The sequence below is a fragment of the Microbacterium capsulatum genome (genome assembly GCF_030865425.1).
Classification (GTDB): Bacteria; Actinomycetota; Actinomycetes; order Actinomycetales; family Microbacteriaceae; genus Microbacterium; species Microbacterium capsulatum.
The window spans coordinates 38,891-61,991 of record NZ_JAVFCB010000004.1; the positions used below are offsets into that span (position 1 = coordinate 38,891).

Genomic DNA, 23,101 nt, shown 5'->3' on the forward strand with positions numbered 1-23,101 from the left:
TCCGCGGCTATCATCTGCCTATGCGCAGAGAGCGGGCCACCATTCGCGACGTGGCGCGCCGAGCCGGCGTCTCGGTGACCACGGTGTCCCACACGTTCTCCGGCAACGGCGTCGTGAACCCGCGCACGCAGGCGCGGGTGCGGGCGGCGGCCACCGAGCTCGGCTACCACCCCGACGTCGTCGCGAGCGGGCTCCGCCGCAGCCGGCTCGGAGTCATCGGCCTCGTGCTGCGGCCCGCGGTGGGGGCCGAGCCGCAGCCGGTCGGCGACGTCGACTACTTCCCGAGGTTCGCCGGAGCCGCAGCCCTCACCTCCCTCGCGCACGGCTACGCGCTCATGCTGGTCGCGGATCCGACCGAGCAGGGCGCACCGGTGACGGCCTACGCGTGCGACGGCATCATCGTCACGGATCCGGTCGACGACGATCCGCTGATCGCCGTGCTGCGCTCGAGCGCCACGCCCTACACGCTCGTGGGCGAGGACATGAACGACCCGCGGGATCCGCACGCGATCGACATCGCGACCGTGCTGATCACGGATCGGGTGCTCGCGCACCTGGCGGAGGCGGGCGTCCGGCGCCCGGCGCTCGTGCTCGGGACCGACCCGATCGAGTGGAACGCGCTCACCGAGCGGCGCTACCGGGAGCGGATGCGGGTCGAGGGGATGCCCGAGGTCGTGCTGCGGGTCCCCGAGCGCGCCGACCGGGCCGAGGCCGTGCGCGCGGGCGACGAGCTGCTCGCGCTGCCCGAGCGGCCGGACGGCGTCTACTGCATGACCAGCGACCACGCGCGCGCGATCGTGGATCGCTTCGTCGAGCGCGGGATCCGCGTGCCCGAGGACATCGCGGTGGTCTGCGGGTCCGACGCGGCGAGCCTGCGCGCCCCGGCGCCCACCATCACCGCGGTCGACCTGCAGCCCGAGGCGCTCGGGCGTCAGGCGGCCGCCGCCCTTCTCCGCCAGCTCGAGCCCGACCTGGAGCTGGACGTGCCGGAGCCCGAGCACGGCACGCTCATCGTGCGCGACTCGACGGCGGTCTCCTGACCCGCTCGCGCCGCTCCCCGCACCGCCGTCCGCTCCGCCGTCCCACCGTCCGCTCCGCCCCCGCTCCGCCGTCCGCTCCGCCCCCGCTCCGCCGTCCGCCCCCCACCCCGCCGTCCGCCCCGCCCCCACCCCGCCGTCCGCTCCGCCGTCCCCCCACCCCGCCGTCCGCGGGTGAGAAACCACTTCCCGCATGAGACAACACTTCAGGCATGGTTTCTCATGCGGGAAGTGGTTTCTCGCGGGGGCCGAGGGCCGGGGGCCGGGGCCGGGGGCCGGCGCCGAGGGCCGGGGGCCGAGGGCCGGGGGCCGGGGGCGGGGCTCACGCCGGGAGGAGCTCCGTCACGTCTCCGTCGATCTCGACGGCCTCGGCGCCCCGGCGGAACAGCACGGCCGGGCCGCGGCCGGGCGTGACCGCGGTCCCGCCGATCGTGCGGCGCCCGTCGCGCACACGCAGCCAGGCGCCCTCGCGCAGGGCGAGCACGGGCGTGTCGTTCTCCTCGTGGAACTCGGCCAGGCGCTGCGCCCTGGTCTCACCGGCGTGGGTCGAGGTCGGATCCGCATCGAGGTAGTGCGCGTTGATCTGGAACGGCACCAGGCCCAGCGCGTCGAAACTGCCCGGCTCGACGATCGGCATGTCGTTCGTGGTGCGGATCGTCGCGGCGGCGAGGTTCGTGCCCGCGCTCGCGCCGAGGTAGGGGCGGCCCGCCGCCGCGTGAGCCCGGAGCGCCTCGATCAGGCCGAGCTCGCGCACAGTCTTCAGGAGCCGGAACGTGTTGCCGCCGCCCACGAACACGGCCTCCGCGTCGCGGACCGCCGCGACCGGATCACCGGACTCGTGCGCCCCCGTCACGGTCACGCCCTGCGCGGCGAACGCCGTGCGCGCCGTGGCGGTGTAGGCGTCGCGGTCGGCGAGCGCGTAGGGCACGAACACGAGCCTCGTCGCGCCGCCGAGCGCCTCGCGCACCGCGTCCCAGGCGTGCGCGAGGTAGCCGGATCCGGCGTTGGACGAGTTGGACATGAGCAGCAGGTTCATGAGGTCCTTTCGGGGGCGGAAGCAGGGGTGGAGGTCGGTGCAGGGCTGGGGGCCCGGAGGGAGAGCAGCTGGCCGATCGCGTGCGCGGTGCGGAGCACGGCGTCCTTGTGCGCGCGGATGTCTCCGAGCCGCTCGCTCTTGTGCTCGCCGATGCTGACGGATCCGATCGGCCGTCCGGCGACGAACACCGGTGCGGCGACGGCCCGGGTGTCGAAGTCGTACTCGCCGTCCGAGTAGGCCCAGCCGGACGTGGCCGCCTCCGACATCGCCTGCTCGATGAGCGTGGCGTCGTGGATCGTGAGGTCGTTGAAGCGCGCCAGCGGCAGCGAGTACATCAGAGCCTGCCGCTGCTGGGCGGAGAGGAACGCGAAGTAGGCCCGCGAGGTGGCGCCGGCGTGCGCGGGGTACAGCTCGCCGACGAGCGGATGGTTGCGCATCGGCACGCCGCCGCCCTCGACCGCCGCGACCGCGCGCACGTGTGCCCCGTCGCCGATCGCGAACACGGCCGTGCGCGAGGTCTCCTCGGCGAGCACCGCGAGCACGGGCTCGACGAGCGCGGCCATGCCGCCCTGGCGCTCCCAGGCCGAGGCGATCCGCCAGAGCGCCGGGCCCAGCCGGTAGCGACGCGTGTACGGATCCGCCGACAGGAAGCCGCGCCCGGCGAGCGTCGCGAGCAGGCGCTGCGCGGTCGACTTGTCCAGATCGAACTCCTCGGCGAGCTCCAGCACGCCCCATTCGCTGCGCCGGCCGGTGAACGACAGCAGCACCGAGAGGGCGCGGTCGACCGTCTGCAGCGGGGGACGGGACCCCGATCCCTTGTCCATGAACAGGTCCTCCCGACCCGCCGTGCACCCGCGGATCAAATAGTGAGATTGAGTTGCACAAGTATTTCACATCGCAGATAGTGGTCGCTACGTGCCGATCCGGCGCGGAAACCACCCCCCATCGAAGTGAGGAGAGCCATGCCGACTGTCGTCCGTCGTGTGCTCGCGATGATCCCCACGCTGCTCGGTGTCGTCGTCCTCATCTTCCTGATCACCCGGGTCCTCCCCGGCGATCCGGCCCGCACCCTCGCGGGGGAGAACGCCGACCAGAGCGTCGTGGTCAAGCTCCGGGAGCAGATGGGCCTGGACAAGCCCCTCTGGCAGCAGTTCGGCGACTACTTCGTCGGCCTCCTGCGCGGCGACCTGGGCTACGCATGGCACACCGGCCACCCGGTCGCACAGGACTTCGCCACCCGGTTCCCGGCGACGGTCGAGCTCGCGCTCGCGGCGCTGCTCATCGGGATCGTCGTCGGCGTGCCGCTCGGCATCCTCAGCGCGATGAAGCGCGGCCGCCTCGTCGACCACCTCACCCGGGTGATCTCGCTGCTCGGCGTCTCCATGCCGCTGTTCTGGCTCGGCCTGCTCGTGATCTCGCTGTTCTTCGGGACGCTCGGCTGGGCGCCGGCGCCGATCGGCCGGATCGGCGACGAGGTCAACCCGCCCACCCACGTGACGGGGCTGTACCTGATCGACAGCATCCTCACCGGCGACGGCGTGGCCTTCGCGAGCGCGTTCTCGCACCTGATCTGGCCGGCCATGGTGCTGTCCGTCGGCGGCGTCGCGATCATCTCCCGGATGACCCGCTCGGCGATGCTCGAAGTGCTGGGGCAGGACTACATCCGCACCGCCGAGGCGAAGGGGATGAGCCCGGCCCGGGTCATCGGCGGGCACGCGCTGAAGAACGCGGCCCCGTCGATCATCACGATCATCGGCCTCGAGCTCGGTCAGCTCCTCGGCGGCGCGGTGATCACCGAGACGATCTTCAGCTGGCCCGGGATCGGCGGCTACGTGACCGAGTCGATCAAGGCCAACGACTACGCCCCGGTGCAGGCGATGACCCTGGTCGCGGCGATCATCTTCCTCGTCGTGAACCTGCTCGTCGACCTCTCCCAGGGGATCTTCGACCCGAAGGTGCGCAATGCTTGACACACGACTCCGCCCCCGTCGGACCGCCACCGGGACGCTCTCGCTGCTGCTGCGCAACCCGTCCGCCGTCGTCGGCATCGCGATCATCCTGTTCTGGACCCTCGGCGGTCTGATCGCGCTCTTCGCATCGCCGTACGCGCCGAACCAGACCGGCGTCGGCCCGCTGCTGTCGCCGCCGACCGGGGCGCACCCGTTCGGCACCGACAACTTCGGCCGCGACATCTTCGCCCGCGTTCTCGCCGGCGCCCGGGTGTCGCTGTGGACCGGCCTCATCGCGGTCGCCGTGTCGCTCGTGGTCGGGCTGCCGATCGGTGCGATCGCCGGCTACGTGCGCGGCGCCATCGGGATGATCCTCATGCGGATCATGGACATGCTCCTCGCGTTCCCGTCGCTGCTGCTCGCGATGGCGCTCGCCGTCGCCCTGGGCCCGGGGCTCGGATCCGCGATGATCGCCGTCGGCGTCGTCGGCATCCCCGAGTTCGCCCGCATCATGTACGGCCAGACCGTCGCCCTGCGCGAGCGGGAGTTCGTCGAGGCATCCCACGCGATCGGCCTCCGCGACGCCCTGATCCTGTTCCGGCACATCCTGCCCAACGGCATGGCCCCGATCATGGTGCGCTCGGCGCTCGGCATGGGCTACGCGATCCTCACCGCCGCGGCGCTCAGCTTCATCGGCCTCGGCGCCCAGCCGCCGCTCGCCGAGTGGGGCGTGATGATCTCGGACGGCCGCGGCTACATCATCTCCGGGGAGTGGTGGATGACCTTCTTCCCCGGGCTCGCGATCGCCTCGTCGATCCTCGCCTTCAACCTCCTCGGCGACGGCCTGCGCGACACCCTCGACCCCCGACTCCGCACCTCCGCCCGATAAGCGGGGCGCCCGGCACTCACGAGGCCGCCGGGACGTCCCGTGGCACGACTCCGCGCGACGACGCGCATCACAGCACAACGAAAGGCACCCCCACCATGAAGAAGATGAGGATGATCGCCGCGGTCGCCCTCGCCACCGGCGTGATGCTCGTCGCCGCCGGCTGCGCGGGAAACGCGAACGCCAACGCGAACAAGGGCGGCACCGCCACCGGCTCCGCGAACCAGGCGCTCACGATCGCGTACTCCGAGGGCGGCAAGACCCTCGACCCGGCCGAGGCGAACGACGGCACGAGCGACACCCTGGTGCTCGCCGCGTACGACCAGCTGGTCACCTACGGCACGAAGACCGTGAACGGCAAGCAGGTCTCCGACACTGCGACGATCAAGCCGATGATCGCGGAGAAGTGGGAGGCCGACGCCACCAGCACGACCTACACCTTCACCCTGCGCAAGGACGTCACGTTCCAGGACGGCAAGAAGCTGACCGCCAAGGACGTCGTGCGCAGCTACGACCACATCAAGGCCTCCGCCTCGGCGAGCTTCCTCTACAAGATGGCCGGGATCGCCACGGTGACGGCGAAGGACGACAGCACCGTCGTGATCACCCTCACCGCGCCGAACCACCTGTTCCTGCAGATCATCCCGATGTACTCGTTCTCGATCATCGACATGGACCAGGTCGACAAGAACGGCGGCGCCACCTGGCTCGCCACCAACACCGCCGGATCCGGTCCGTACAAGATCGACAGCTACGACCCGGCCAACGCCGCCAAGCTCTCCGCGACGACGTCGTACTGGGGCAGGAAGCCGGCCGTCGGCACCGTGAACATGAAGTTCGTCGGCGACGCCTCCAACCGCCTGCAGCTGATCCAGAAGGGATCGGTCGACATGGCCCTGGAGATCGCGCCGAAGGACCTGAGGGGCCTGAACGGCAAGGACGTCGTCGTCGACTCCCGCCCGAGCAACAAGATCCTGTTCTTCGCGATGAACAACAAGATCGCCCCGTTCGACAACCCCAAGGTGCGCCAGGCGATCACCTACGCGATCCCCTACAGCAAGCTCACCTCCGACGTCATGCAGGGGCAGGCGAGCCCGATGCGCTCCTCGGTCGCCAGCTCGACCCCGGGCTTCACGGACAAGAACTACGCCGCCAAGTACGACCTGACCAAGGCCAAGCAGCTGCTCGCCGAGGCCGGTTACCCGAACGGCTTCTCGTTCGACTTCACGCTCGGATCCGGCTTCCCGGACTGGAACGACGACGCGGTGCTGATCCAGGCCGAGCTCGCCAAGATCGGCGTCACCATGAACATCCACAACATGGCGCGCGCCCAGTTCCTCGAGGCCCTGGCCGGCAAGAACGTGCAGTCGTACATCAGCCGCTGGACCTCGTTCGTGAACGACCCCGGCTACCACCTCGGCCTGCTGATGACCTCGTCCGGGTCGAGCAACTACATGAACTACAGCAACCCGTCGGTGGACAGCGAGTGGAAGCAGGCGGCGACCGAGCCGGACGCGGCCAAGCGCAACGCGCTCTACGCGAAGATGCAGGACCAGATCGACGCCGACTCGCCGTGGGGCTACCTGTACGAGTACAACATCGCGGTCGCCGAGCGCAGCGACGTCCAGGGCTACACCTCGTACCCCGACGGCCTGATCCGGTTCTTCCAGCTCAGCAAGAAGTCCTGACCGTCGCCCGACCGGCATCGAAGAGAGAGAACACACCATGCCCACCACCGCCGAATGGGAGCAGCGGCTGCTCGCCGCGATCGATGACTCGCAGGACGAGTTGCTGGCGCTCGCCGGCCTGCTCATCCGGACCCCGAGCGAGAACCCGCCCGGGGACTGCACCGAGATCGCCGGCGTGATCGCGGGTCTCCTGCGCGACGGGGGCGTGGACCCGGAGCTCTTCGATGCCGGTCAGGGCCGCGTGAGCGTGGTCGCGCACCGCGGCCAGAAGGGCGAGGACCGCCATCTGGTCTTCGCCGGCCACAGTGACGTCGTCCCGATCGGGGACGTCTCGCGGTGGACCTTCCCGCCGACCGCGGGCGACGTCGTCGACGGCTGGCTCCGCGGCCGCGGCGCGAGCGACATGAAGGCGGGCCTCGCCGGCCTCATCCACGTCTACCTGCTGCTGCACCGCCTGGGCGTGCCGCTGCGCGGCCGGATCTCGCTGGCCGCGGTCCCGGACGAGGAGACCGGCGGCCGCCTCGGCGCGGACTGGCTGCTCGGCCAGGGCGTGCTCGAGGGCGCGACCGGTGGCGTGATCGCCGAGCCCGCCGAGCGCGACCACCCCACGATCGGGCAGAAGGGCAGCAACTGGTTCCGGCTGACCGTCCGCGGCATCCCGGGCCACGGCAGCCTCCAGCCCGTGCACGGCGTGAGCGCGAACCTGCTCGGCGCCCGTGCGATCCTCGCCCTGCAGCGACTCTGGGACATGGTGCCCGACGCCCCGGCCGAGCTGCGCCAGCTCATCGCCGACTCGCAGCACTTCGCCGTCCAGCGTGAGGGCTACGCGCCCGAGGTCGCCCAGGTGTTCGAGCACGTCACGATCAACGTCGGCACGATCCGCGGCGGCACCTCGACGAACGTCGTCGCCGACACCTGCGTGATCGAGTTCGACACTCGCGTGCCGATCGGCCTCAGCCGCGCCCAGGTGCTCGCCCGGGCCGAGGAGATCCTGGCCGAGGAGGGCATCGACGCCGAGATCGAGCCCATCGGCTTCCAGAGCGAGCCGAACTGGACCGCGCCGACGGATCCGATCGTCGAGACCCTCGTCGGGGCGCTGCGCGAGCTCTCCGACCCCGAGGCCCAGGGCGTGCTGCAGTGGGCCTCCTCCGACGCGCGCACGTTCCGCCGCCACGGGATCCCCGTGCTGCAGTACGGCCCCGCCGACCTGAAGACCATCCACAGCTTCGACGAGCGCGCCCGCGCCAGCGACGTGGTGCTCGCCGCCAAGGTGTACGCGCTCACGGCCCTGCGCTACCTGGGCCTGCGCGACGACGCCGACCTTCCCGCCCTCTGAGAGAGATCCGTCCCCATGCTGAACCATGTCCTGAACGTCGTCGACCTGCTCGACTCGCCCCTCACCTCCGGCGAGCTGCTCGCCGAGCACCTGCGCGCCTTCGGCGCCCCGAACGCCGAGATCACCGTGACCGCGGTGGAGGGCGACAAGGGCAGCACCGACTTCGTCCGCGTCTTCCTGCCCGGATCCGCGGGCCGCTCCACGGGCGGATCCGCGCGCACCCTCGGCATCATCGGCCGCCTCGGCGGCGTCGGCGCCCGCCCCGAGCTGATCGGCTACGTGTCCGACGGGGATGGCGCGGCCGCCGCGCTCGCCGCCGCCGCCAAGCTGCTGCAGATGGCCGCCCGCGGTGACGTCCTGCCCGGCGACGTCGTCGTCACCACGCACGTCACCGGGTGGGCGCCCACCCAGCCGCACGACCCGGTCCCGTTCATGGACTCGCCGGTCGACATCCTCACGATGAACGTGCACGAGGTCGACGAGGCGATGGACGCGGTGCTCTCGATCGACACCACGAAGGGCAACCGCACGATCAACCACCGCGGCATCGCCATCTCCCCGACCGTGAAGCAGGGCTACATCCTCCGCCCGAGCGAGGACCTCGTCGGCGTCGCCGAGACCGTGACCGGCCGCTCGGCCGTGGTCTTCCCGCTCGCCACGCAGGACATCACCCCGTACGGCAACGACCTGCACCACCTGAACTCGATCCTGCAGCCGGCCGTCGCCACCGAGGCGCCCGTCGTGGGCGTCGCGATCACGACCGCGGTCCCGGTCGCCGGCTGCGCCACGGGTGCGAGCCACGAGGTCGACATCGAGCTCGCCGCCCGCTTCGCCGTGGAGACCGCGAAGTACTTCGGCGCCGGCAGCCTGTCCTTCTTCGACGAGGAGCAGTTCGCCCGGCTGACGTCGCTCTACGGCAGCGCCGGCCACCTGCAGACCCTCGGGAACGTCGAGGTCTGACATGTCCGCGCTGCTTCGCGTCGAGGACCTCCGGGTGCGGGTGGACGCCCGCCGGGGCACCTCGTTCCCCGTGGACGGGATCGGCTTCGAGATCGGCCGCGGCGAGACCCTCGGTCTCGTCGGCGAGTCCGGCTCGGGCAAGAGCCTGACCGCGATGTCGATCATCCGGCTGCTGCCCACCCGCGCCGTGCGGATGGACGGCGGGCGGATCCTGTTCGACGGCGAGGACATGGCGGGGATCAGCGTGAAGGACATGCGCAGGGTCCGCGGCAACCGGATCGGCACGATCTTCCAGGAGCCGATGACCGCGCTGAACCCCGCGTTCACGGTCGGCTTCCAGATCCGCGAGCCGCTGCGCCGGCACCTGGGCCTCGGCCGCAAGGCCGCGGACGACCGGGTCAGGGAACTCCTGGAGATGGTGGGGATCGAGCGCTCGGCGCAGGTCGCGGCGTCCTACCCGCACCACCTCTCCGGCGGCATGCGGCAGCGCGTCATGATCGCGATCGCGATGTCGTGCGAACCCGACCTGCTCATCGCCGATGAGCCGACCACCGCGCTCGACGTCACCACGCAGGCGCAGATCCTGGATCTGATCCTGCAGCTGCAGGAGAGCCACGGCACCGCGGTGCTGCTCGTCACGCACGACCTCGGCGTCGTCGCGGAGTCGTGCCAGCGGGTCGCGGTGATGCGCCACGGCCGGATCCTGGAGACCGGCGGGGTGCGCCAGATCTTCCACGCGCCGCAGCACGCCTACACGCAGGCGCTGCTCGAGTCGATGCCGGCGCGCAACGCCGGGAAGCTGCGTCTTCCCACCCTGGGTGAGGAGGTGTTCGGATGAGCGCTCTGCTGAGCGTCCGCGGACTGGTCAAGGAGTATCCGCAGCGCGGCGGCCGTCGCGGCGAGATCTTCCGCGCGGTCGACGGTGTCGACTTCGACCTGGAGGAGGGCACGACCCTCGCGATCGTCGGCGAGTCCGGATCCGGCAAGTCCACGACCGGGCGCTGCGTGCTGCGGCTGACCGAGCCGACGGCGGGCAGCGTCATGTACGACGGCGTCGACCTGCTCGGGCTCGGCCCCGCCCGGATGCGGGCGCAGCGCGCGCACATGCAGATCGTGTTCCAGGACACCTACGCCTCGCTCGACCCGCGCTGGACGGTCGGCCGCCTGCTCGCCGAGCCCCTGCTGCTGCGCGAGCGCCTCACGCCCGCGCAGCAGCGCGCCAGGGTCGGCGAGATGCTCGAGCTCGTCGGGCTCGAGGCCGCGCACGCCGACCGCTACCCGCACGAGTTCTCCGGCGGCCAGCGCCAGCGCATCGGCATCGCCCGGGCGCTCATGCTCAAGCCCCGCCTCGTGGTGTGCGACGAGCCGGTCTCCGCCCTCGACGTGTCGGTGCAGGCGCAAGTGCTCAACCTGATGAAGGACCTGCAGGACGAGCTCGGGCTCAGCTACCTCTTCATCTCGCACGACATCGCCGTGGTCGAGTTCATGGCCGACGACGTCATCGTGATGAACAAGGGCAGGGTCGTCGAGTCGGGCGTGTGCGCCGAGGTGCTCGCCGCCCCGCAGGATCCCTACACGAAGGCGCTGCTCGCGGCCGTGCCGGTGCCGGATCCGGACGCCCACGAGGACCGCGCCGCGCGCCGTGCCCTCATCGAGGCGGGCCTCGCCGCGCCGGTCGGTGCCGGAGTGGACGCATGAGCGTGCTCGGGCTGGTCACGATCGGGCAGGCGCCGCGGGTCGACGTCACCCCGGACATCGCGCCGCTGCTCGCGGGCGTCGAGCTCGTCGAGCGCGGCGCCCTGGACGAGCTCGACGCCGATGGCATCGCCGCGCTCGCCCCGGCGGAGGGGGAGCGCGTGCTCGTCTCCCGGCTCCGCGGCGGCGGCATGGCCGTGCTCGGCGAGGAGCGGATGCTGCCGCTGGTGCAGGCCGCGATCGACCGCGTCGTCGCGGACGGCGCCGGCGCGGTGCTGCTGCTGTGCACGGGGCACCTTCCCGGGCTCACCGCGGCCGTGCCGCTGTACACCGCCGAGCAGCTGGGCCGCGGTGCGGCCGCGGCGCTCATCGGCGGCGGGCCGCTCGGCGTCGTCGTGCCCGAGCCCGAGCAGGCGGGTCCCATCGCCGAGCGCTGGTGGGAGGACCACGGTCTGCTCGCGACGGTCGCGGTCGCGGATCCGTACACCGCGCCGGACGGGGCGTTCGTCGCCGCGGGGGAGAGGCTGCGCGCCGAGGGCGTGGAGTGGATCTTCCTCGACTGCATCGGCTACTCCGAGCGCATGCGCGCGCTCGTCGCGGGATCCGGATCCGCCAAGGTGCTGCTCGCGCGCACGCTCGCCGCGCGTCTGGTGGCCGAGGCGGTCTGACCCGCGGGCCCGCGCCCGGGCCCGGGGCCCGCGCCCGCCCCGCCGTCCGCGGGTGAGAAACCACTTCCCGCATGAGACATCACGCCAGGCGTGGTTTCTCATGCGGGAAGTGGTTTCTCGCGGGGCTGGGGGCCGGGGACTACAACTCCGGGACGACGCGGATCGCGCCCTTGTCGGCGGACTGGGCGAAGTGCGCGTAGGCGCGCAGCGCGTCGCTCACCTCGCGGACGCGGTTGCGCGGCCGGTAGCCGCCGTTCGCCTCGAGGTGCTCGCGGCGGCGCTCCAGCTCCTCCCACGGCACGTCGAGTTCGAGCTTGCGGGTGGGGATGTCGATCGACACGATGTCGCCGTCCTCGACGAGCGCGATCACGCCGCCGGCCGCCGCCTCGGGGGAGACGTGGCCGATGGACAGGCCTGAGGTGCCGCCGGAGAAGCGCCCGTCGGTGACGAGCGCGCACGCCTTGCCGAGCCCGCGGCCCTTGAGGAAGGACGTCGGGTACAGCATCTCCTGCATGCCGGGGCCGCCCTTGGGGCCCTCGTAGCGGATGACGACGACGTCGCCCTCCTTGACCTGCTTGTTCAGGATCTTCTCGACCGCCTCGTCCTGCGACTCGCAGACGACGGCGGGTCCGGAGAACGTCCAGATCGACTCGTCGACACCGGCGGTCTTCACGACCGCGCCGTTCTCGGCGATGTTGCCGTGCAGCACGCCGAGGCCGCCGTCCTTCGAGTACGCGTGCGCGACGTCGCGGATGCAACCGCCCTCGGCGTCGACGTCGAGCGAGGCCCAGCGCTCGGACTGCGAGAACGCGGTGGCCGAGCGGCGCCCGCCCGGGGCGGCGTGCCAGAGGTCCTCGGACTCGGCCGAGGCGGATCCGCTGCGCACGTCCCACTCGTCCAGCCACTCGCCGAGCGTCGGGGCGTGCACGGTGTGCACCTGGTCGTCGAGCAGGCCGCCGCGGCGCAGCTCGCCGAGCAGGGCCGGGATGCCGCCCGCGCGGTGCACGTCCTCCATGTAGTAGGTGCGGCCGCCGGCCGAGTTCGGGGCGACCTTCGCCAGGCACGGCACGCGGCGGGAGATGGCGTCGATGTCGGCGAGGCCGAACTCGACGCCGGCCTCGTGCGCGGCAGCGAGCAGGTGCAGGATCGTGTTCGTCGATCCGCCCATCGCGATGTCGAGCGCCATCGCGTTGCCGAACGCGGCGGGGGTGGCGATGCTCAGCGGCAGCACGCTCGCGTCGTCCTCGTCGTAGTAGCGCTTGGTGATGTCGACGACGAGGGATCCGGCCTTCTCGTACAGCGCCCGGCGCGCGGTGTGCGTCGCGAGCACCGAGCCGTTGCCCGGCAGGGACAGGCCGATCGCCTCGGTGAGGCAGTTCATCGAGTTCGCGGTGAACATTCCGGAGCAGGATCCGCAGGTCGGGCAGGCCGACTCCTCGATGCGCAGGATGTCGGCGTCGGAGATCTTCTCGTTCACGGCGTCGCTGATCGCGTCGACGAGGTCGAGCGAGCGCACGGTGCCGTCGACGAGGGTGGCGCGGCCGGCCTCCATCGGGCCGCCCGAGACGAACACCGTCGGGATGTTCAGGCGGAGCGCGGCGAGCAGCATGCCCGGGGTGATCTTGTCGCAGTTCGAGATGCAGACGAGGGCGTCGGCGCAGTGCGCGTTCGCCATGTACTCGACCGAGTCGGCGATGAGGTCGCGCGAGGGCAGCGAGTAGAGCATGCCGCCGTGGCCCATCGCGATGCCGTCGTCGACGGCGATCGTGTTGAACTCGCGGGGGATGCCGCCGGCCGCGCTGATCGCCTCGGAGACGATGCGCCCGACCGGGGCGAGGTGGGTGTGCCCCGGCACGAACTCGGTGAACGAGTTCGCCACGGCGATGATCGGCTTGCGACCGAGATCGGCGCCGTCGACGCCGGCGGCGCGGAAGAGGGCGCGGGCGCCGGCCATGTTGCGTCCGTGGGTGACCGTGCGAGAGCGATAAGCGACCATGGAGACAATTGTGGACCCGTCGGATCGATCTGCGGAGCCCTCGGGCGAGGAGGGTTTGTACTAGTACTCGGAGTACTGTTTGTTCATGATCCGTCCGCGCACCCCGCGCCGCGAGCAACTGGGCGACTTCCTGGCCTCCCGCCGCCGAGCCGCCAGCCGTTCCGCGCTCGGTCTGCCCCAGGCCGCGCGCCGGGGGGACATCGGCCTCAGCCGCGAGGAGGTCGCCGCGCTCGCCGGGGTCAGCGCCAGCTGGTTCACCTGGCTCGAGCAGGGCCGCGACATCGGCGTCTCCCGGCAGGTGCTGGGCGCGGTGGCCCGGGTGCTGCAGCTCAGCGCCGCCGAGACCGACTACGTCGTGCGCCTCGCCGGGCCGGCCGAGGACGCGCCGGCGGAGGAGGCGGAGCGGATCCCGGATCACCTGCAGCGGCTCGTCGACGCCCTGGAGTTCCCCGCCTTCGTCGTCGCCAGCGAGTGGGCCATCGTCGGCTGGAACGCCCCGTACGCCCGCCTGTACGCGCCGATCGCGGGGCTGGATCCCGCCGATCGGAATCTGCTCTGGCTGATCTACACGGATCCGCGGCTGCGCCGGATGCTGCCGGACTGGGATCAGGAGAGCCGTCGCTTCCTCGCCGAGTTCCGCGCCGAATCGGGAGTGCGACTGAGTTCGGACCGGCACCGCGCGCTGATCGAGCGGCTGCTCGGGGCGAGCGAGGACTTCCGGGTGCAGTGGGCCGAGCACGCCGTGGAGCGCTTCACGTCGCGGCAGCGGGTGTTCCTGCACCCCGAGGACGGGCGCCGGGTCTTCGAGCACCACAGCCTGGTGCCGTCCGACGCGACCGGGCTCACCGTCGTCATGTACGTGCCGGTGCCCGCGAACGGTCGGTGATCGGGGAGCGTTCCGTCTCGCTGCGCTCGCTCAACGACCGGGGGTGAGGTGCAGCAGCGTCGTCACGGTGATGCGGTGGCTGGACACGACCCGGTAGCCGAGAGACTCGAGGTGCCGGACGTCGGGGGAGTCCGCGGCGGCGGGTCCGCGCTCGAGAGCCCAGACGTCGGATCCGAGGTCCGCGGCCGTGAGCGAGGCGTTGGGGCGCGTCCTGTCCCACAGTCCGGGCTGGGAGCGGAAGCCGGCGATCAGGGCCGGATCCTTCAGTCCGGCGAAGTCCGCCGGGTGGACGGCGAGGATCAGCCGCGGGTTCTGCGAGTGCTTCTGCCGCTCGTCGAACACGACGGCGTCGCCCGCACGGGCATGCGCGTGCAGGTAGGCGGCGGCCTCGCGCCAGTCGCTGTCGTCCTTCGCGTACGGACCGCGCTGCACGATCCACCCCGGCACGAACGCCGCGAGCAGCACCGCGACCGCGATCCCGGTGACGAGACGGGTGCGGGCAGGAGAGCGCCGAGTGAGCCCGCGCACCAGCGCGAGCACGCCGAAGGCGATCAGGATCGCGGCCGCCGGGGTGCAGAACGACAGGTACCGGACGGTGTACATCGGCGCGATCAGCGCGCTGCCGAGCAGCACCGCGACGGTCGGCAGCACGAGCCAGATCCCGGCGAGCAGGGCCAGCCGGTCGCCGTCCGGGTCACCACGACGGCTGCGGATCCGCGCGACGACGCCGAGCACGATCAGCGCCCAGCACGGGAAGGCGGTGACCGGGTCGAACCACTGCAGTGCGAGCACGTTGAGCGGCGTGATGTAGTCGCGGTGGGCGAGGAAGCCGATCTGGTTCCGCTCGGCCGCGGCCAGCGCCACGATCGGGAGCGCGAGCACCACCCCGACCCCGGCCCAGCTCGCCCACGGCCAGAGCGCGCGGCGGTGCCGCAGCACGACGTACAACCCGTGCACGACGAGCAGCAGCGCGAGGTAGAGGAAGACGTAGACGCCCGCGGCGAGCCCGACGGCGTACCCGGCCCACGCCCACCACGGTCGGCGCCGGGTCAGCAGGTGCACGAGCAGCACGGTCAGCCAGACGGCGATCGCGGATCCGATCGCGTACGAGCGGGCCTCGACGGCCATCAGGGTGGTCCGCGGCAGCACGGCGACGACGAGCCCGGCGATGAGGGCGAGCCGCGGACCGCCGAGGCGCCCGGCGAGCACCGCCGTGCCCGCGGCCAGGAAGCCCACGGCGATCGCGCTCGGCAGCCGGACCGAGAACTCGCTCGCGCCGAACAGCCCGATCCACACGTGCAGGAACGCGTAGTAGGCGCCGTGCACGCCGTCCACGGTCTGCAGCAGCCGCCAGAGCTCGGGCCAGGTGCGCGTGGCGGACATGATGCTCGCCGCCTCGTCGCCCCAGAACGACGGGATCCAGGATCCGAGCGCGCCCGCGAGCGTCGCGACGCCACCGCTGAGCACCGCGATGCGCCACAGGCGTGGACGGAGGGACCGGGTCACGGACCGAGCCTGGCGGCAGCACCTGTGAACACGGCCCAGCCACGCCGATCACCGTGAGCGGTGAGCGCACTCATGCTCACGCCCTGGTCCCGTAGCCGAGGCGGCGCTGCAGCTGCTGCGCGGTCTCGGTCACGGCGGTCGCGATCGCGGCCGGATCCACGGCGGCCTCCTCGGCCCAGGTCACGGCGACCGCGGCGACCGGCCAGCCGACGTGGTCGCGCACCGAGACGCCCACCGAGCGGAACCCGGCTGTGATCTCGCCGTCCTCCCGGGCGAAGCCCTCGCGCCGCACCTCGCGGAGCAGATCCCTCAGCTCGCCGGGGCGGGCCGGGCCCCGGCCGGTGCGCTCGGTGAACGCCGCGAGGTCCGGGTACAGCGCGCGCACCTGCTCGCGGGGGAGCGCGGCGAGCATCGCCCGCCCGGTCGCGGTGAGGTGCGCGGGCAGCCGCACGCCGACGTCCGTGATGAGTGCGGGGCGGCGCAGCGCCCGCTCCTCGACGATGTAGAGCACGTCGCGGCCGGTCATCACGGCGAGGTGCGCGCTCTCGCCGAGGCGGTCGGCGAGCCCGGCGAGCAGCGGGCGGCCGAGCCGTGCGAGCGGCTCCTGGCGCGCGTACCCGCCGGCGAGCTCGAACGCGCTCGTGCCGAGTCCCCAGCGCCGCTCCTGCGGCAGGTGCACGACGAAGCCGTGCGCCTCGAGCGTCGCGAGCAGGTGGTAGACGGTCGAGCGGGGGATCCCCAGCTCGCGGGCGAGGGCCGAGGCCGCCACGGGGCCGGCGCGCCGGGCGAGGAACCGCAGGATCCGCAGCGTGTGGTCCGCCGCGGGCACCTGCGGTCGGTCATCGCCGGCGACGCCGTCCGCCCGTTCGGAGCTCACGATCCCAGGATGCCATGATCGCGCCGTCCGTTCGCGGCGTCGGGCGCGGCGGGCAGAGTGAGCACGGCGCGGCAGGCGAGGTGCACGGCGAGGCGGGTCTCCGGGTCGGACAGGTCGACCCCCAGCAGCTCCTGCACCCGGCGGATCCGGATCGCGATCGTGTTGCGATGCAGGTTCAGCGCGTCGGCGGTCGCGACGAGGCTCGACTCGTGGTCGAGGTAGGTGGACAGGGTGCGCAGCAGATCCCCGCCCGCGTCCTGCAGCGGCGCCAGAAGCGAGGCCGCGGCGGGGACGAACGTGTCGTTGCCGGTCCAGGCCAGCAGCAGCTGCTCCAGACCCAGGCTGTCCACGCGCACGAACCAGCCGGTCGCCGACCGCGACGACGCGATCCGGGCGGCGTCGGTGGCCTCGTCGAGCGTGACGGCGAGCCCCGGCGCACCGTTCTGCAGGGATCCGATCCCGGTCGCGATCGCGAAGGAGCGGCCGACCTCCTGGTGCAGGGCGCGGAGGGCCTGCGCGTGCCGCTCGACGGCGGCCGGCTCCGGCGGCGCGGGGAACGTCAGCCAGCCGGTGATCCCGCGGCCGGCGGTGGTGGCGTGCGCCTCGGCGCCGATCCCGGCGAGGGCGGGACGCACGGTGCGCAGCAGCTGCAGCGGGTCGAGCCGCCCGCGTCCGCGCATCCGGAAACCGAGGTGGTGGCCGGCCGGGCGCCAGCCGCGCTCGCCCATGCGTCGGTCGAGGTCGGCGTCGGTCTGGCCGCGGGTGTCCATGAAGTCGCGGAGCAGGGCGGCGGAGCTGGCGACGTCGTTCACCTCGGCGACCTCGTCGATGAGGATCCGCGCGGCGATCGCGGGCATCGCGACCTCGGCCGCGACCGACAGCGCGGTCAGCTGCGCCTCGCCCAGCCCCTCGCCGAACACGGCGAGACGCAGGCCCGGCCGGCTCGGGCTGTCCACCCGCACGGAGGCGGCGGCGTAGCCGTCGGCGCGGGCGAGGTCGACCCAGGGCCGGAAGTCGATCGCGGCGTGCAGCGCCTCGGGCAGCTCTCCGCCGGACTCGTGCAGCACGCCGGACTCGTCGACGACCGCGAGGGCGTGGCCGAGGTTCGCGGCGACCTGGCGCAGCAGGTCGGGCAGGTCGCGGGCGCTGTACTCGAAGGACTGCGCCACCTTGCGCACGTGCGCGAGGGTGAGCGCGTCGTGCGCCTCGAGCAGCATCCAGCACGCCTCGGCCAGGTCGATCGCCCGGTCGACGTCGCAGACGCAGAGTCCCAGCCGGCCGGCGAGGCGGAGGGATCCGGGGTCGAAGCCGGCCGCGCCCGGCAGCACGAGCCCGCGGTAGCCGCGCTCGTGCACGCGCCGGATCAGCGCGTCCTGCTGCCAGGACGCGGAGGGGCCCGTCGTCATCAGGATCGCGAGCGCGTCCTCCTCGTGCGCGGGCAGATCCTTCTCCGCCGTCTCCACGCGCACCGTCCGCCACCCGGCGTCGTCGGGGCCGGCGACATGGCGCAGGCCTCCGTTGCCGGGCTGGGCGCGGAGGGCGGCGAGGGTGAGCGGGGCGTTCATGCGGCGTCCAGCTCGGGAAGGCCGTATGCCGAGGGCAGCACGCGGCGCAGCCGCTCGGGGCGCAGCTGCCACCACTGGGGTGCGGGCAGGTCGAGCACGATCACGCGGCGGCCCGGGGCGAGGTCGGTCACCTGCAGGATGTCCCGCGACACCGCGTCCAGCACGACGATCACGGACGGCGTCGCGGAGACGAGGACCCCGTCGCGGAGCATCGCGAGGGTCTCGGATCCGGTGAGGACGCGGTCGACGGATCCCTCCGGTCCCTCGATCTCGACGGCCTGCACGCGCTGCTCGCGGTGCGGTGCGCTGTGCGAGGTGACGGCCTCGATCCTGCCGTGCGTGAGGAGGCGGCCGCCCAGAGCCTCCGCGAGCGTGGCCGGCGGGGCGAAGGCCGTGGCGAGCCAGGCACGGCCGAGCTGGAGCGCCCGGTGCTGGTGGCGCGGGATGGACGCGCTGCGCAGGTCGCCGACCGTGAAGCCGGACAGCACCGCGGCGCCGATCCCGCCGGCCTGCACGATCGCGGCGCGGATGATCCGCTCGGCGTCCACGGCGCGGTCGGTCTCGACGAGGGCGACGCCTCCGGCGCCGGTGTCGCAGGCGAACACCATGCCGGGCACGCGATCGACGAACAACGACATCTGGTCGAGCTCCGGCACGGCCCGCCCGGTGCAGTCCGCGTCGACGAGGGTGCGGTCGCCGGCGAGCAGGAGCGGGGAGAGCCCGTTCAGCCCGCCGCCCTCGAGCGAGCACACCGCGGGGACGCGGGTGCCCAGCCAGCGCTCGGCGGCCGCGATGAGGTGGTCGAACGGCCGGGCGTACGGCATCTTCTCGCCGAACAGGAACGTCGATCCGACGAACGCGGCGCCGAGGCACGGGGTGTCCGGATCCAGCTCGTCGATGTCTGCGATCGAGACCGGTTCGCGCAGGTCGCGGGCGAGCATGAGCTCCAGGAGCGTGGTCGATCCGCCGCCGCCCGAGCCCAGCAGCGCGTAGCCACGGGCGAGCGCGGTCACGTCCTCGGGTCGGAGTTCCCACGCCATCGTCCCAGCCTAGGAGGTCGCGGGGGACGAAGGCGGCTCGGTTGCGGCCCTTCACGCCTTCGCCCCCTCTCAGCGTCCGCGCCCCCTCCGAACGGCGGTGCTGAGAAGGGGGCGCGGACGCTACGAGGGGGCGCGGATGCCGCGAGAGGGCCAGGGGACGTGCGACGGCTCAGGACCCGAGCCGCTCCACGGGCCGGAACGGCTCGTCCAGGCCGAAAGCGGTCGGGCCGAACGCGGCCAGCGCCGCGTCCGTGCGCATCATGTCGGGCGTGGAGATCCCGAGCACCCGCACGCGCTGACCGTAGCGGAGGCCCTCGGTCGTGATCGGCTCGGCGGTCTCGTGGTCGACGACGCAGATGAGGTCGGGCACGATCGCGACCACCTCGCCGTCGCGGCGCGCGATGAGGTTCTCGTTCTGGAACAGGATCTCGAACGTGCCGTCGCCCTCGAGCGGCGCGATGACCGCGCGGCCCTTCGCGAAGCCCTCGGTGGTCCGCCGCTCGACGTCGACGACCTTGCCCGTGCACAGCTCGCGCAGATGCGGGTAGAGCGTCGTCGCCAGCGTGTCGGCGATCGCATCGAACGGGGAGCGGTGCTGCTCGCGCGCCTCGCGGATCGCCCGGCCCAGTGCCAGCGCCATCGAGATCGTGCGCGGCACGGCGGTGCGGCGCACGTCGGCACCGGTCATCGCGTACTCGGCGATGTGCCCGACGCCGCCGAGGCGGATCGTCACGGCCCGGGCGAGCCACTCCATCTGCCGGTCGTCGTCACCGGTGTCGATGATGACCGTCTCGCCGCGCTCGCCGGCGAGGGCCAGCGGCGACCCGTGCACGCCGTAGACCGCGAAGGTCTCCATGGACAGCTCGGGGAACGCCCGGCCCATCCCGTCCGCGTCCACGACCGGCAGGCCGGTCTCGGCGGCGACGACGAGCGGGATCATCGAGTTGATCCCGCCGCACTCGATCGGCATGGTCGCGTCCGCGGCGCGGCCCAGGTGCGCCTCGAGGGCGCGCAGGGCCTGGGTGGGCTCGGTGCCGGCGGGGATCTTCTCCACCATGACCGTCGGTGCGCCCATCTGCGCGGTGGGGATGACGAACAGGTCGTCGGCGAGGTCGTCCGGATCCAGGATCGTGATCGCCCCGTCGCCGAGGACCCGCGCGACGAGCATGCTGCCGATATACGGATCCCCGCCGCCGCCCGTGCCGAGCAGGGTGGCGCCCCGGGCGAGGTCGGGCAGGTCCGCGGCCGTGAGCTGCCAGCTCATGCCGCGCCGACCTCCGCCAGGGCCAGACCCGTGGAGACCGTCCCGTCGAAGCGGTGCGCGGGCATGTCGTAGCCGAAGTAGCCCGGGCCGACCATCGCGAGCGCCTCGGCGGAGTGCCAGCGCTCGTCGGCGGGGGCCGCGAGCACGCGCACGCGCTGCCCGTAGCGCAGGCCCTCGGTCGTGATCGGCTCGCCGGTCTCTCCCTCGACGACCATGATCAGGTCGGGGGTGGTGGCCAGGATCCGGCCGTCGGCCTCGGCGACGAGGTGCTCGTTCTGGAACTGCAGGGTGAGCGCCGTGCCGGCCTCGCCCTCGATCCGGGCCTTCCCTCGGGCGAAGCCGGTCGTGGTGGCGCGCTGCACGTCGACGACCTTGCCGTCGAAGAGCTCTCGTCCACCGAGCTGAGCGACGGCGGCGGCGACCGGGTCGGTCTTCGCCTCGCGCGCGGCGGCGATCGCGCGGCCGACCGTGATGCAGCGGGAGAGGGATCCGCCGACGAGGGCCTCGCGCGCCTGCGCGCCGGTCATCGAGAAGCCGGCGATCATCGTGGAGCAGCCCATCTCGACGGTCGCGACACGGGCGATCCGCTCGGTCCAGCTGTTGTCGATCGTCTGCAGCACAGCGGTGTTGCCCTTCTCGTCGCTGAGCGCGAGGGGCGAGGCGGTGACGCCGACGAGCGTGGGCAGTACCATCTGCAGCTCGGGGAACGCCCGACCCATGCCGTCCGCGTCGATGAGCGGCAGGCCGAGGGCGGCCGAGGCGGCGACCGGGATCGTGGAGTTGACCCCGCCGACCTCGGCGCAGGCGATGTGCGTGACCGGGCGGCCCAGGTGCGCGCCGAGGGCGCGCACGGGCTCGACGACCTCGTCCAGGCTGGGCAGCTTCTCGACCATGACGGTCGGGGCGCCCATCATCGCGACGAACAGCACGTGCGCGTCGTCCGGGACCTCGGCGAGGTCGAGGACCGGCACCGGGCCGTCCGCGAGCGCCTGCCGGGCGAGGAGGGATCCGATGTACGGGTCCCCGCCGCCGCCGGTGCCGAACAGCGCGGCGCCGCGGGCGAGGTCCTCGATCTGCGGGGTGTCGATCTGCCAGCCCATCTCAGGCCTCCATGTCCAGGTCGCCGACGGCCTTCGCGCGGATGCGCGTGGCGTTGCCGGGGAGGTACGGGATCGGGACCTCGTCGAAGTCGATGATCGAGACCGTGGACGGCTTCGCGCCGGCGGCGATGGCCTTGTCGATCGCCTCGGCGCGGACCGCGGCGACGGTCTCGTCGCGCTCGCCGGGGGCGATCGCATAGACCTTGTCGATCTCGCCGCCGACCTGGGCGATCGAGGCGCCGATCGCGTTCGCGACGGCGTAGTTCTCCGGGCGGTGCACCGTGCCGAACAGCTCGAGCGCGTCGGGCAGCAGGATGGATCCGCCGCCGACCGCGACGACCGCGATCGGCTCGGGGGACGTGCGCATCCGGTCCACGGCCTCGGAGACGCGCTCGGCGATCCGGTCGAGCACGCGGGTGACGAACGCCGGGTCGAGGTGCGCGACCTTGGCCGGGTCGCCGACCTCGGCGCGGCCGGCCGCGACGGCGATGTCGGTGGCGGTGAGGGTGGATCCGCCGAAGACGAGCGCCTCGGTGGTCAGCCGGTAGCCGACGGACGCGGGGCCGACCTCGGCGGTCTCGGTGTCGACGATGCTGCCGCCGCCGATGCCGAGGGAGAGCACGTCGGGCATGCGGAAGTTGGTGCGGATCCCGGCGACCTTGACCTCGTTCGCCGTCTCCCGCGGGAAGCCGTTCACGAGCAGGCCGATGTCGGCCGTGGTGCCGCCCACGTCGATCACGGCGCAGTCCTGCAGGCCGCTCGTGGCCGCGGCCCCGCGCATCGAGTTCGTCGGGCCGGAGGCGAACGTCGCCACGGGGTAGCGGCGGACGTAGTCCTCGTCCATGAGCGTGCCGTCGTTCTGGCTGAGGAAGATCGGCGCCTCGATGCCGTGCGCGCGGACCGCGGCGGTCAGGCCGTCGACGATCTCGGAGGCGAGCTCGCGCAGCGCCGCGTTGATGATGGTGGCGTTCTCGCGCTCGAGGATCCCGATCCGGCCGATCTCGTGCGAGAGCGAGATCGCGACGTCGTCGCCGAGCACCTCGCCGACGATCTCCGCGGCGCGGACCTCGAGGTCGTGGTTGACCGGGCTGAACACGGACGAGATCGCGACGGAGCGGATCCCGTGCTGCTTCATGTCGGCGGCGTGCGCGCGCAGCTCGTCGGGGTCGATCGGGGAGATCGGACGGCCGTCGAACTCGTAGCCGCCGTGGGCGAGGTAGCTGCGGGCCTGCGCGGCGTCGATGAGCACCTCGGGCCAATCCACGAGCGGGGGCAGGGCGCGGGTGGCGGGCAGGCCCAGCCGCAGGGCCGCAGTCGGGGCGAGGCGGTTCGCCTGCACGAGGGCGTTGATGAAGTGCGTGGTACCGATCATCACGGCGTCGATGTCGGATCCCTCGAAGGGGTGGCGGGCGCGCAGATCCTCGATCGCCTGCACGATGCCATCGGTGACGTCCGGGGTGGTGGAGTGCTTCACCCCGGCGAGGGTGGTCGTGCCGTCCATGAGGACGGCGTCGGTGTTCGTGCCTCCGACGTCGATGCCGATGTGCATGGTTCTCGCTTTCGTAGATGCTTCGTGAGCGGGTGTGCGGCGTCTGCGCGCTGCGGTGGATTC

General features: G+C 72.5%; 20 protein-coding genes. 10 read left to right on the forward strand and 10 right to left on the reverse strand.

Going from position 1 to position 23,101, the window contains the following annotated elements:
* Positions 1 to 20: 20 nt before the first annotated feature.
* A complete protein-coding gene (locus RBR11_RS07840; RefSeq protein ID WP_308488772.1) occupies positions 21 to 1,040 on the forward strand; it encodes a LacI family DNA-binding transcriptional regulator in 1,020 nt (339 codons plus the stop codon).
* A 319-nt stretch (positions 1,041 to 1,359) separates the two neighbouring features.
* On the opposite strand, the gene pepE is transcribed toward RBR11_RS07840, so the two are convergent.
* Both pepE and RBR11_RS07850 read right to left on the reverse strand, forming a co-directional pair.
* Positions 1,360 to 2,073 (reverse strand): dipeptidase PepE, encoded by a 714-nt coding sequence (gene pepE / locus RBR11_RS07845; RefSeq protein WP_308488773.1) that lies wholly within the window; start codon positions 2,071 to 2,073, stop codon positions 1,360 to 1,362.
* On the reverse strand, positions 2,070 to 2,897 hold the full coding sequence (locus tag RBR11_RS07850) for an IclR family transcriptional regulator (protein ID WP_308488774.1): 828 nt from the start codon (positions 2,895 to 2,897) through the stop codon (positions 2,070 to 2,072). The genes pepE and RBR11_RS07850 overlap by 4 nt, the downstream gene beginning before the upstream one ends.
* A gap of 138 nt (positions 2,898 to 3,035) precedes the next feature.
* Here RBR11_RS07850 and RBR11_RS07855 point away from each other — a divergent pair, with 138 nt between their 5' ends.
* From RBR11_RS07855 to RBR11_RS07890, 8 genes are all read left to right on the forward strand, one after another.
* Positions 3,036 to 4,043: an ABC transporter permease gene (locus RBR11_RS07855; protein WP_308488775.1), complete on the forward strand. Its 1,008-nt coding sequence runs from the start codon at positions 3,036 to 3,038 to the stop codon at positions 4,041 to 4,043.
* Complete coding sequence (locus tag RBR11_RS07860) at positions 4,036 to 4,911, forward strand: ABC transporter permease (RefSeq protein ID WP_308488776.1); 876 nt, start codon at positions 4,036 to 4,038, stop codon at positions 4,909 to 4,911. The genes RBR11_RS07855 and RBR11_RS07860 overlap by 8 nt, the downstream gene beginning before the upstream one ends.
* 95 nt (positions 4,912 to 5,006) lie before the next feature.
* Entirely contained in the window at positions 5,007 to 6,596 is a 1,590-nt protein-coding gene (locus RBR11_RS07865) for an ABC transporter substrate-binding protein (protein WP_308488777.1), read from the forward strand.
* A 37-nt stretch (positions 6,597 to 6,633) separates the two neighbouring features.
* Positions 6,634 to 7,932, forward strand: a complete 1,299-nt coding sequence (locus RBR11_RS07870; protein WP_308488778.1) for a M20 family metallopeptidase — start codon at positions 6,634 to 6,636, stop codon at positions 7,930 to 7,932.
* A gap of 15 nt (positions 7,933 to 7,947) precedes the next feature.
* A complete protein-coding gene (locus tag RBR11_RS07875; RefSeq protein ID WP_308488779.1) occupies positions 7,948 to 8,892 on the forward strand; it encodes a DUF1177 domain-containing protein in 945 nt (314 codons plus the stop codon).
* 1 nt (position 8,893) lies between these two features.
* Positions 8,894 to 9,730: an ABC transporter ATP-binding protein gene (locus RBR11_RS07880; protein ID WP_308488780.1), complete on the forward strand. Its 837-nt coding sequence runs from the start codon at positions 8,894 to 8,896 to the stop codon at positions 9,728 to 9,730.
* Positions 9,727 to 10,590, forward strand: a complete 864-nt coding sequence (locus tag RBR11_RS07885; RefSeq protein ID WP_308488781.1) for an ABC transporter ATP-binding protein — start codon at positions 9,727 to 9,729, stop codon at positions 10,588 to 10,590. The genes RBR11_RS07880 and RBR11_RS07885 overlap by 4 nt, the downstream gene beginning before the upstream one ends.
* Entirely contained in the window at positions 10,587 to 11,255 is a 669-nt protein-coding gene (locus RBR11_RS07890; RefSeq protein WP_308488782.1) for an AroM family protein, read from the forward strand. Before RBR11_RS07885 ends, RBR11_RS07890 begins: the two co-directional genes overlap by 4 nt.
* A 139-nt stretch (positions 11,256 to 11,394) precedes the next feature.
* Here RBR11_RS07890 and ilvD read toward each other — a convergent pair whose 3' ends face one another.
* Complete coding sequence (gene ilvD, locus RBR11_RS07895; RefSeq protein ID WP_308488783.1) at positions 11,395 to 13,251, reverse strand: dihydroxy-acid dehydratase; 1,857 nt, start codon at positions 13,249 to 13,251, stop codon at positions 11,395 to 11,397.
* 85 nt (positions 13,252 to 13,336) lie between these two features.
* Between ilvD and RBR11_RS07900 the strand changes: the two genes are divergently transcribed.
* The gene (locus RBR11_RS07900; RefSeq protein WP_308488784.1) at positions 13,337 to 14,137 is read left to right on the forward strand and encodes a helix-turn-helix transcriptional regulator; all 801 of its coding nucleotides are present in this window, start codon (positions 13,337 to 13,339) and stop codon (positions 14,135 to 14,137) included.
* Positions 14,138 to 14,167: 30 nt separating this feature from the next.
* Here RBR11_RS07900 and RBR11_RS07905 read toward each other — a convergent pair whose 3' ends face one another.
* The 7 genes from RBR11_RS07905 to RBR11_RS07935 all read right to left on the reverse strand — a co-directional run bounded on the left by RBR11_RS07905 (position 14,168) and on the right by RBR11_RS07935 (position 23,038).
* Positions 14,168 to 15,643 (reverse strand): glycosyltransferase family 39 protein, encoded by a 1,476-nt coding sequence (locus RBR11_RS07905; protein ID WP_308488786.1) that lies wholly within the window; start codon positions 15,641 to 15,643, stop codon positions 14,168 to 14,170.
* A gap of 76 nt (positions 15,644 to 15,719) precedes the next feature.
* Positions 15,720 to 16,520 (reverse strand): IclR family transcriptional regulator, encoded by an 801-nt coding sequence (locus RBR11_RS07910; protein WP_308488787.1) that lies wholly within the window; start codon positions 16,518 to 16,520, stop codon positions 15,720 to 15,722.
* A complete protein-coding gene (locus RBR11_RS07915) occupies positions 16,517 to 18,085 on the reverse strand; it encodes a PucR family transcriptional regulator (protein ID WP_308488788.1) in 1,569 nt (522 codons plus the stop codon). Before RBR11_RS07915 ends, RBR11_RS07910 begins: the two co-directional genes overlap by 4 nt.
* The gene (locus RBR11_RS07920) at positions 18,082 to 19,125 is read right to left on the reverse strand and encodes a DUF917 domain-containing protein (RefSeq protein ID WP_308488789.1); all 1,044 of its coding nucleotides are present in this window, start codon (positions 19,123 to 19,125) and stop codon (positions 18,082 to 18,084) included. The genes RBR11_RS07915 and RBR11_RS07920 overlap by 4 nt, the downstream gene beginning before the upstream one ends.
* 169 nt (positions 19,126 to 19,294) lie before the next feature.
* Positions 19,295 to 20,389, reverse strand: a complete 1,095-nt coding sequence (locus RBR11_RS07925) for a DUF917 domain-containing protein (protein WP_308488790.1) — start codon at positions 20,387 to 20,389, stop codon at positions 19,295 to 19,297.
* Positions 20,386 to 21,489, reverse strand: a complete 1,104-nt coding sequence (locus tag RBR11_RS07930) for a DUF917 domain-containing protein (protein ID WP_308488791.1) — start codon at positions 21,487 to 21,489, stop codon at positions 20,386 to 20,388. Before RBR11_RS07930 ends, RBR11_RS07925 begins: the two co-directional genes overlap by 4 nt.
* Position 21,490: 1 nt before the next feature.
* The gene (locus RBR11_RS07935) at positions 21,491 to 23,038 is read right to left on the reverse strand and encodes a hydantoinase/oxoprolinase N-terminal domain-containing protein (protein ID WP_308488792.1); all 1,548 of its coding nucleotides are present in this window, start codon (positions 23,036 to 23,038) and stop codon (positions 21,491 to 21,493) included.
* Positions 23,039 to 23,101: the final 63 nt, after the last annotated feature.

Coding starts and splice junctions, on each gene's coding strand:
- RBR11_RS07840 (WP_308488772.1), top strand. CDS start 21: ATGCGCAGAGAGCGGGCCACCATTCGCGACGTGGCGCGCCGAGCCGGC.
- pepE (WP_308488773.1), bottom strand. CDS start 2,073: ATGAACCTGCTGCTCATGTCCAACTCGTCCAACGCCGGATCCGGCTAC.
- RBR11_RS07850 (WP_308488774.1), bottom strand. CDS start 2,897: ATGGACAAGGGATCGGGGTCCCGTCCCCCGCTGCAGACGGTCGACCGC.
- RBR11_RS07855 (WP_308488775.1), top strand. CDS start 3,036: ATGCCGACTGTCGTCCGTCGTGTGCTCGCGATGATCCCCACGCTGCTC.
- RBR11_RS07860 (WP_308488776.1), top strand. CDS start 4,036: ATGCTTGACACACGACTCCGCCCCCGTCGGACCGCCACCGGGACGCTC.
- RBR11_RS07865 (WP_308488777.1), top strand. CDS start 5,007: ATGAAGAAGATGAGGATGATCGCCGCGGTCGCCCTCGCCACCGGCGTG.
- RBR11_RS07870 (WP_308488778.1), top strand. CDS start 6,634: ATGCCCACCACCGCCGAATGGGAGCAGCGGCTGCTCGCCGCGATCGAT.
- RBR11_RS07875 (WP_308488779.1), top strand. CDS start 7,948: ATGCTGAACCATGTCCTGAACGTCGTCGACCTGCTCGACTCGCCCCTC.
- RBR11_RS07880 (WP_308488780.1), top strand. CDS start 8,894: ATGTCCGCGCTGCTTCGCGTCGAGGACCTCCGGGTGCGGGTGGACGCC.
- RBR11_RS07885 (WP_308488781.1), top strand. CDS start 9,727: ATGAGCGCTCTGCTGAGCGTCCGCGGACTGGTCAAGGAGTATCCGCAG.
- RBR11_RS07890 (WP_308488782.1), top strand. CDS start 10,587: ATGAGCGTGCTCGGGCTGGTCACGATCGGGCAGGCGCCGCGGGTCGAC.
- ilvD (WP_308488783.1), bottom strand. CDS start 13,251: ATGGTCGCTTATCGCTCTCGCACGGTCACCCACGGACGCAACATGGCC.
- RBR11_RS07900 (WP_308488784.1), top strand. CDS start 13,337: ATGATCCGTCCGCGCACCCCGCGCCGCGAGCAACTGGGCGACTTCCTG.
- RBR11_RS07915 (WP_308488788.1), bottom strand. CDS start 18,085: ATGAACGCCCCGCTCACCCTCGCCGCCCTCCGCGCCCAGCCCGGCAAC.
- RBR11_RS07920 (WP_308488789.1), bottom strand. CDS start 19,125: ATGGCGTGGGAACTCCGACCCGAGGACGTGACCGCGCTCGCCCGTGGC.
- RBR11_RS07925 (WP_308488790.1), bottom strand. CDS start 20,389: ATGAGCTGGCAGCTCACGGCCGCGGACCTGCCCGACCTCGCCCGGGGC.
- RBR11_RS07930 (WP_308488791.1), bottom strand. CDS start 21,489: ATGGGCTGGCAGATCGACACCCCGCAGATCGAGGACCTCGCCCGCGGC.
- RBR11_RS07935 (WP_308488792.1), bottom strand. CDS start 23,038: ATGCACATCGGCATCGACGTCGGAGGCACGAACACCGACGCCGTCCTC.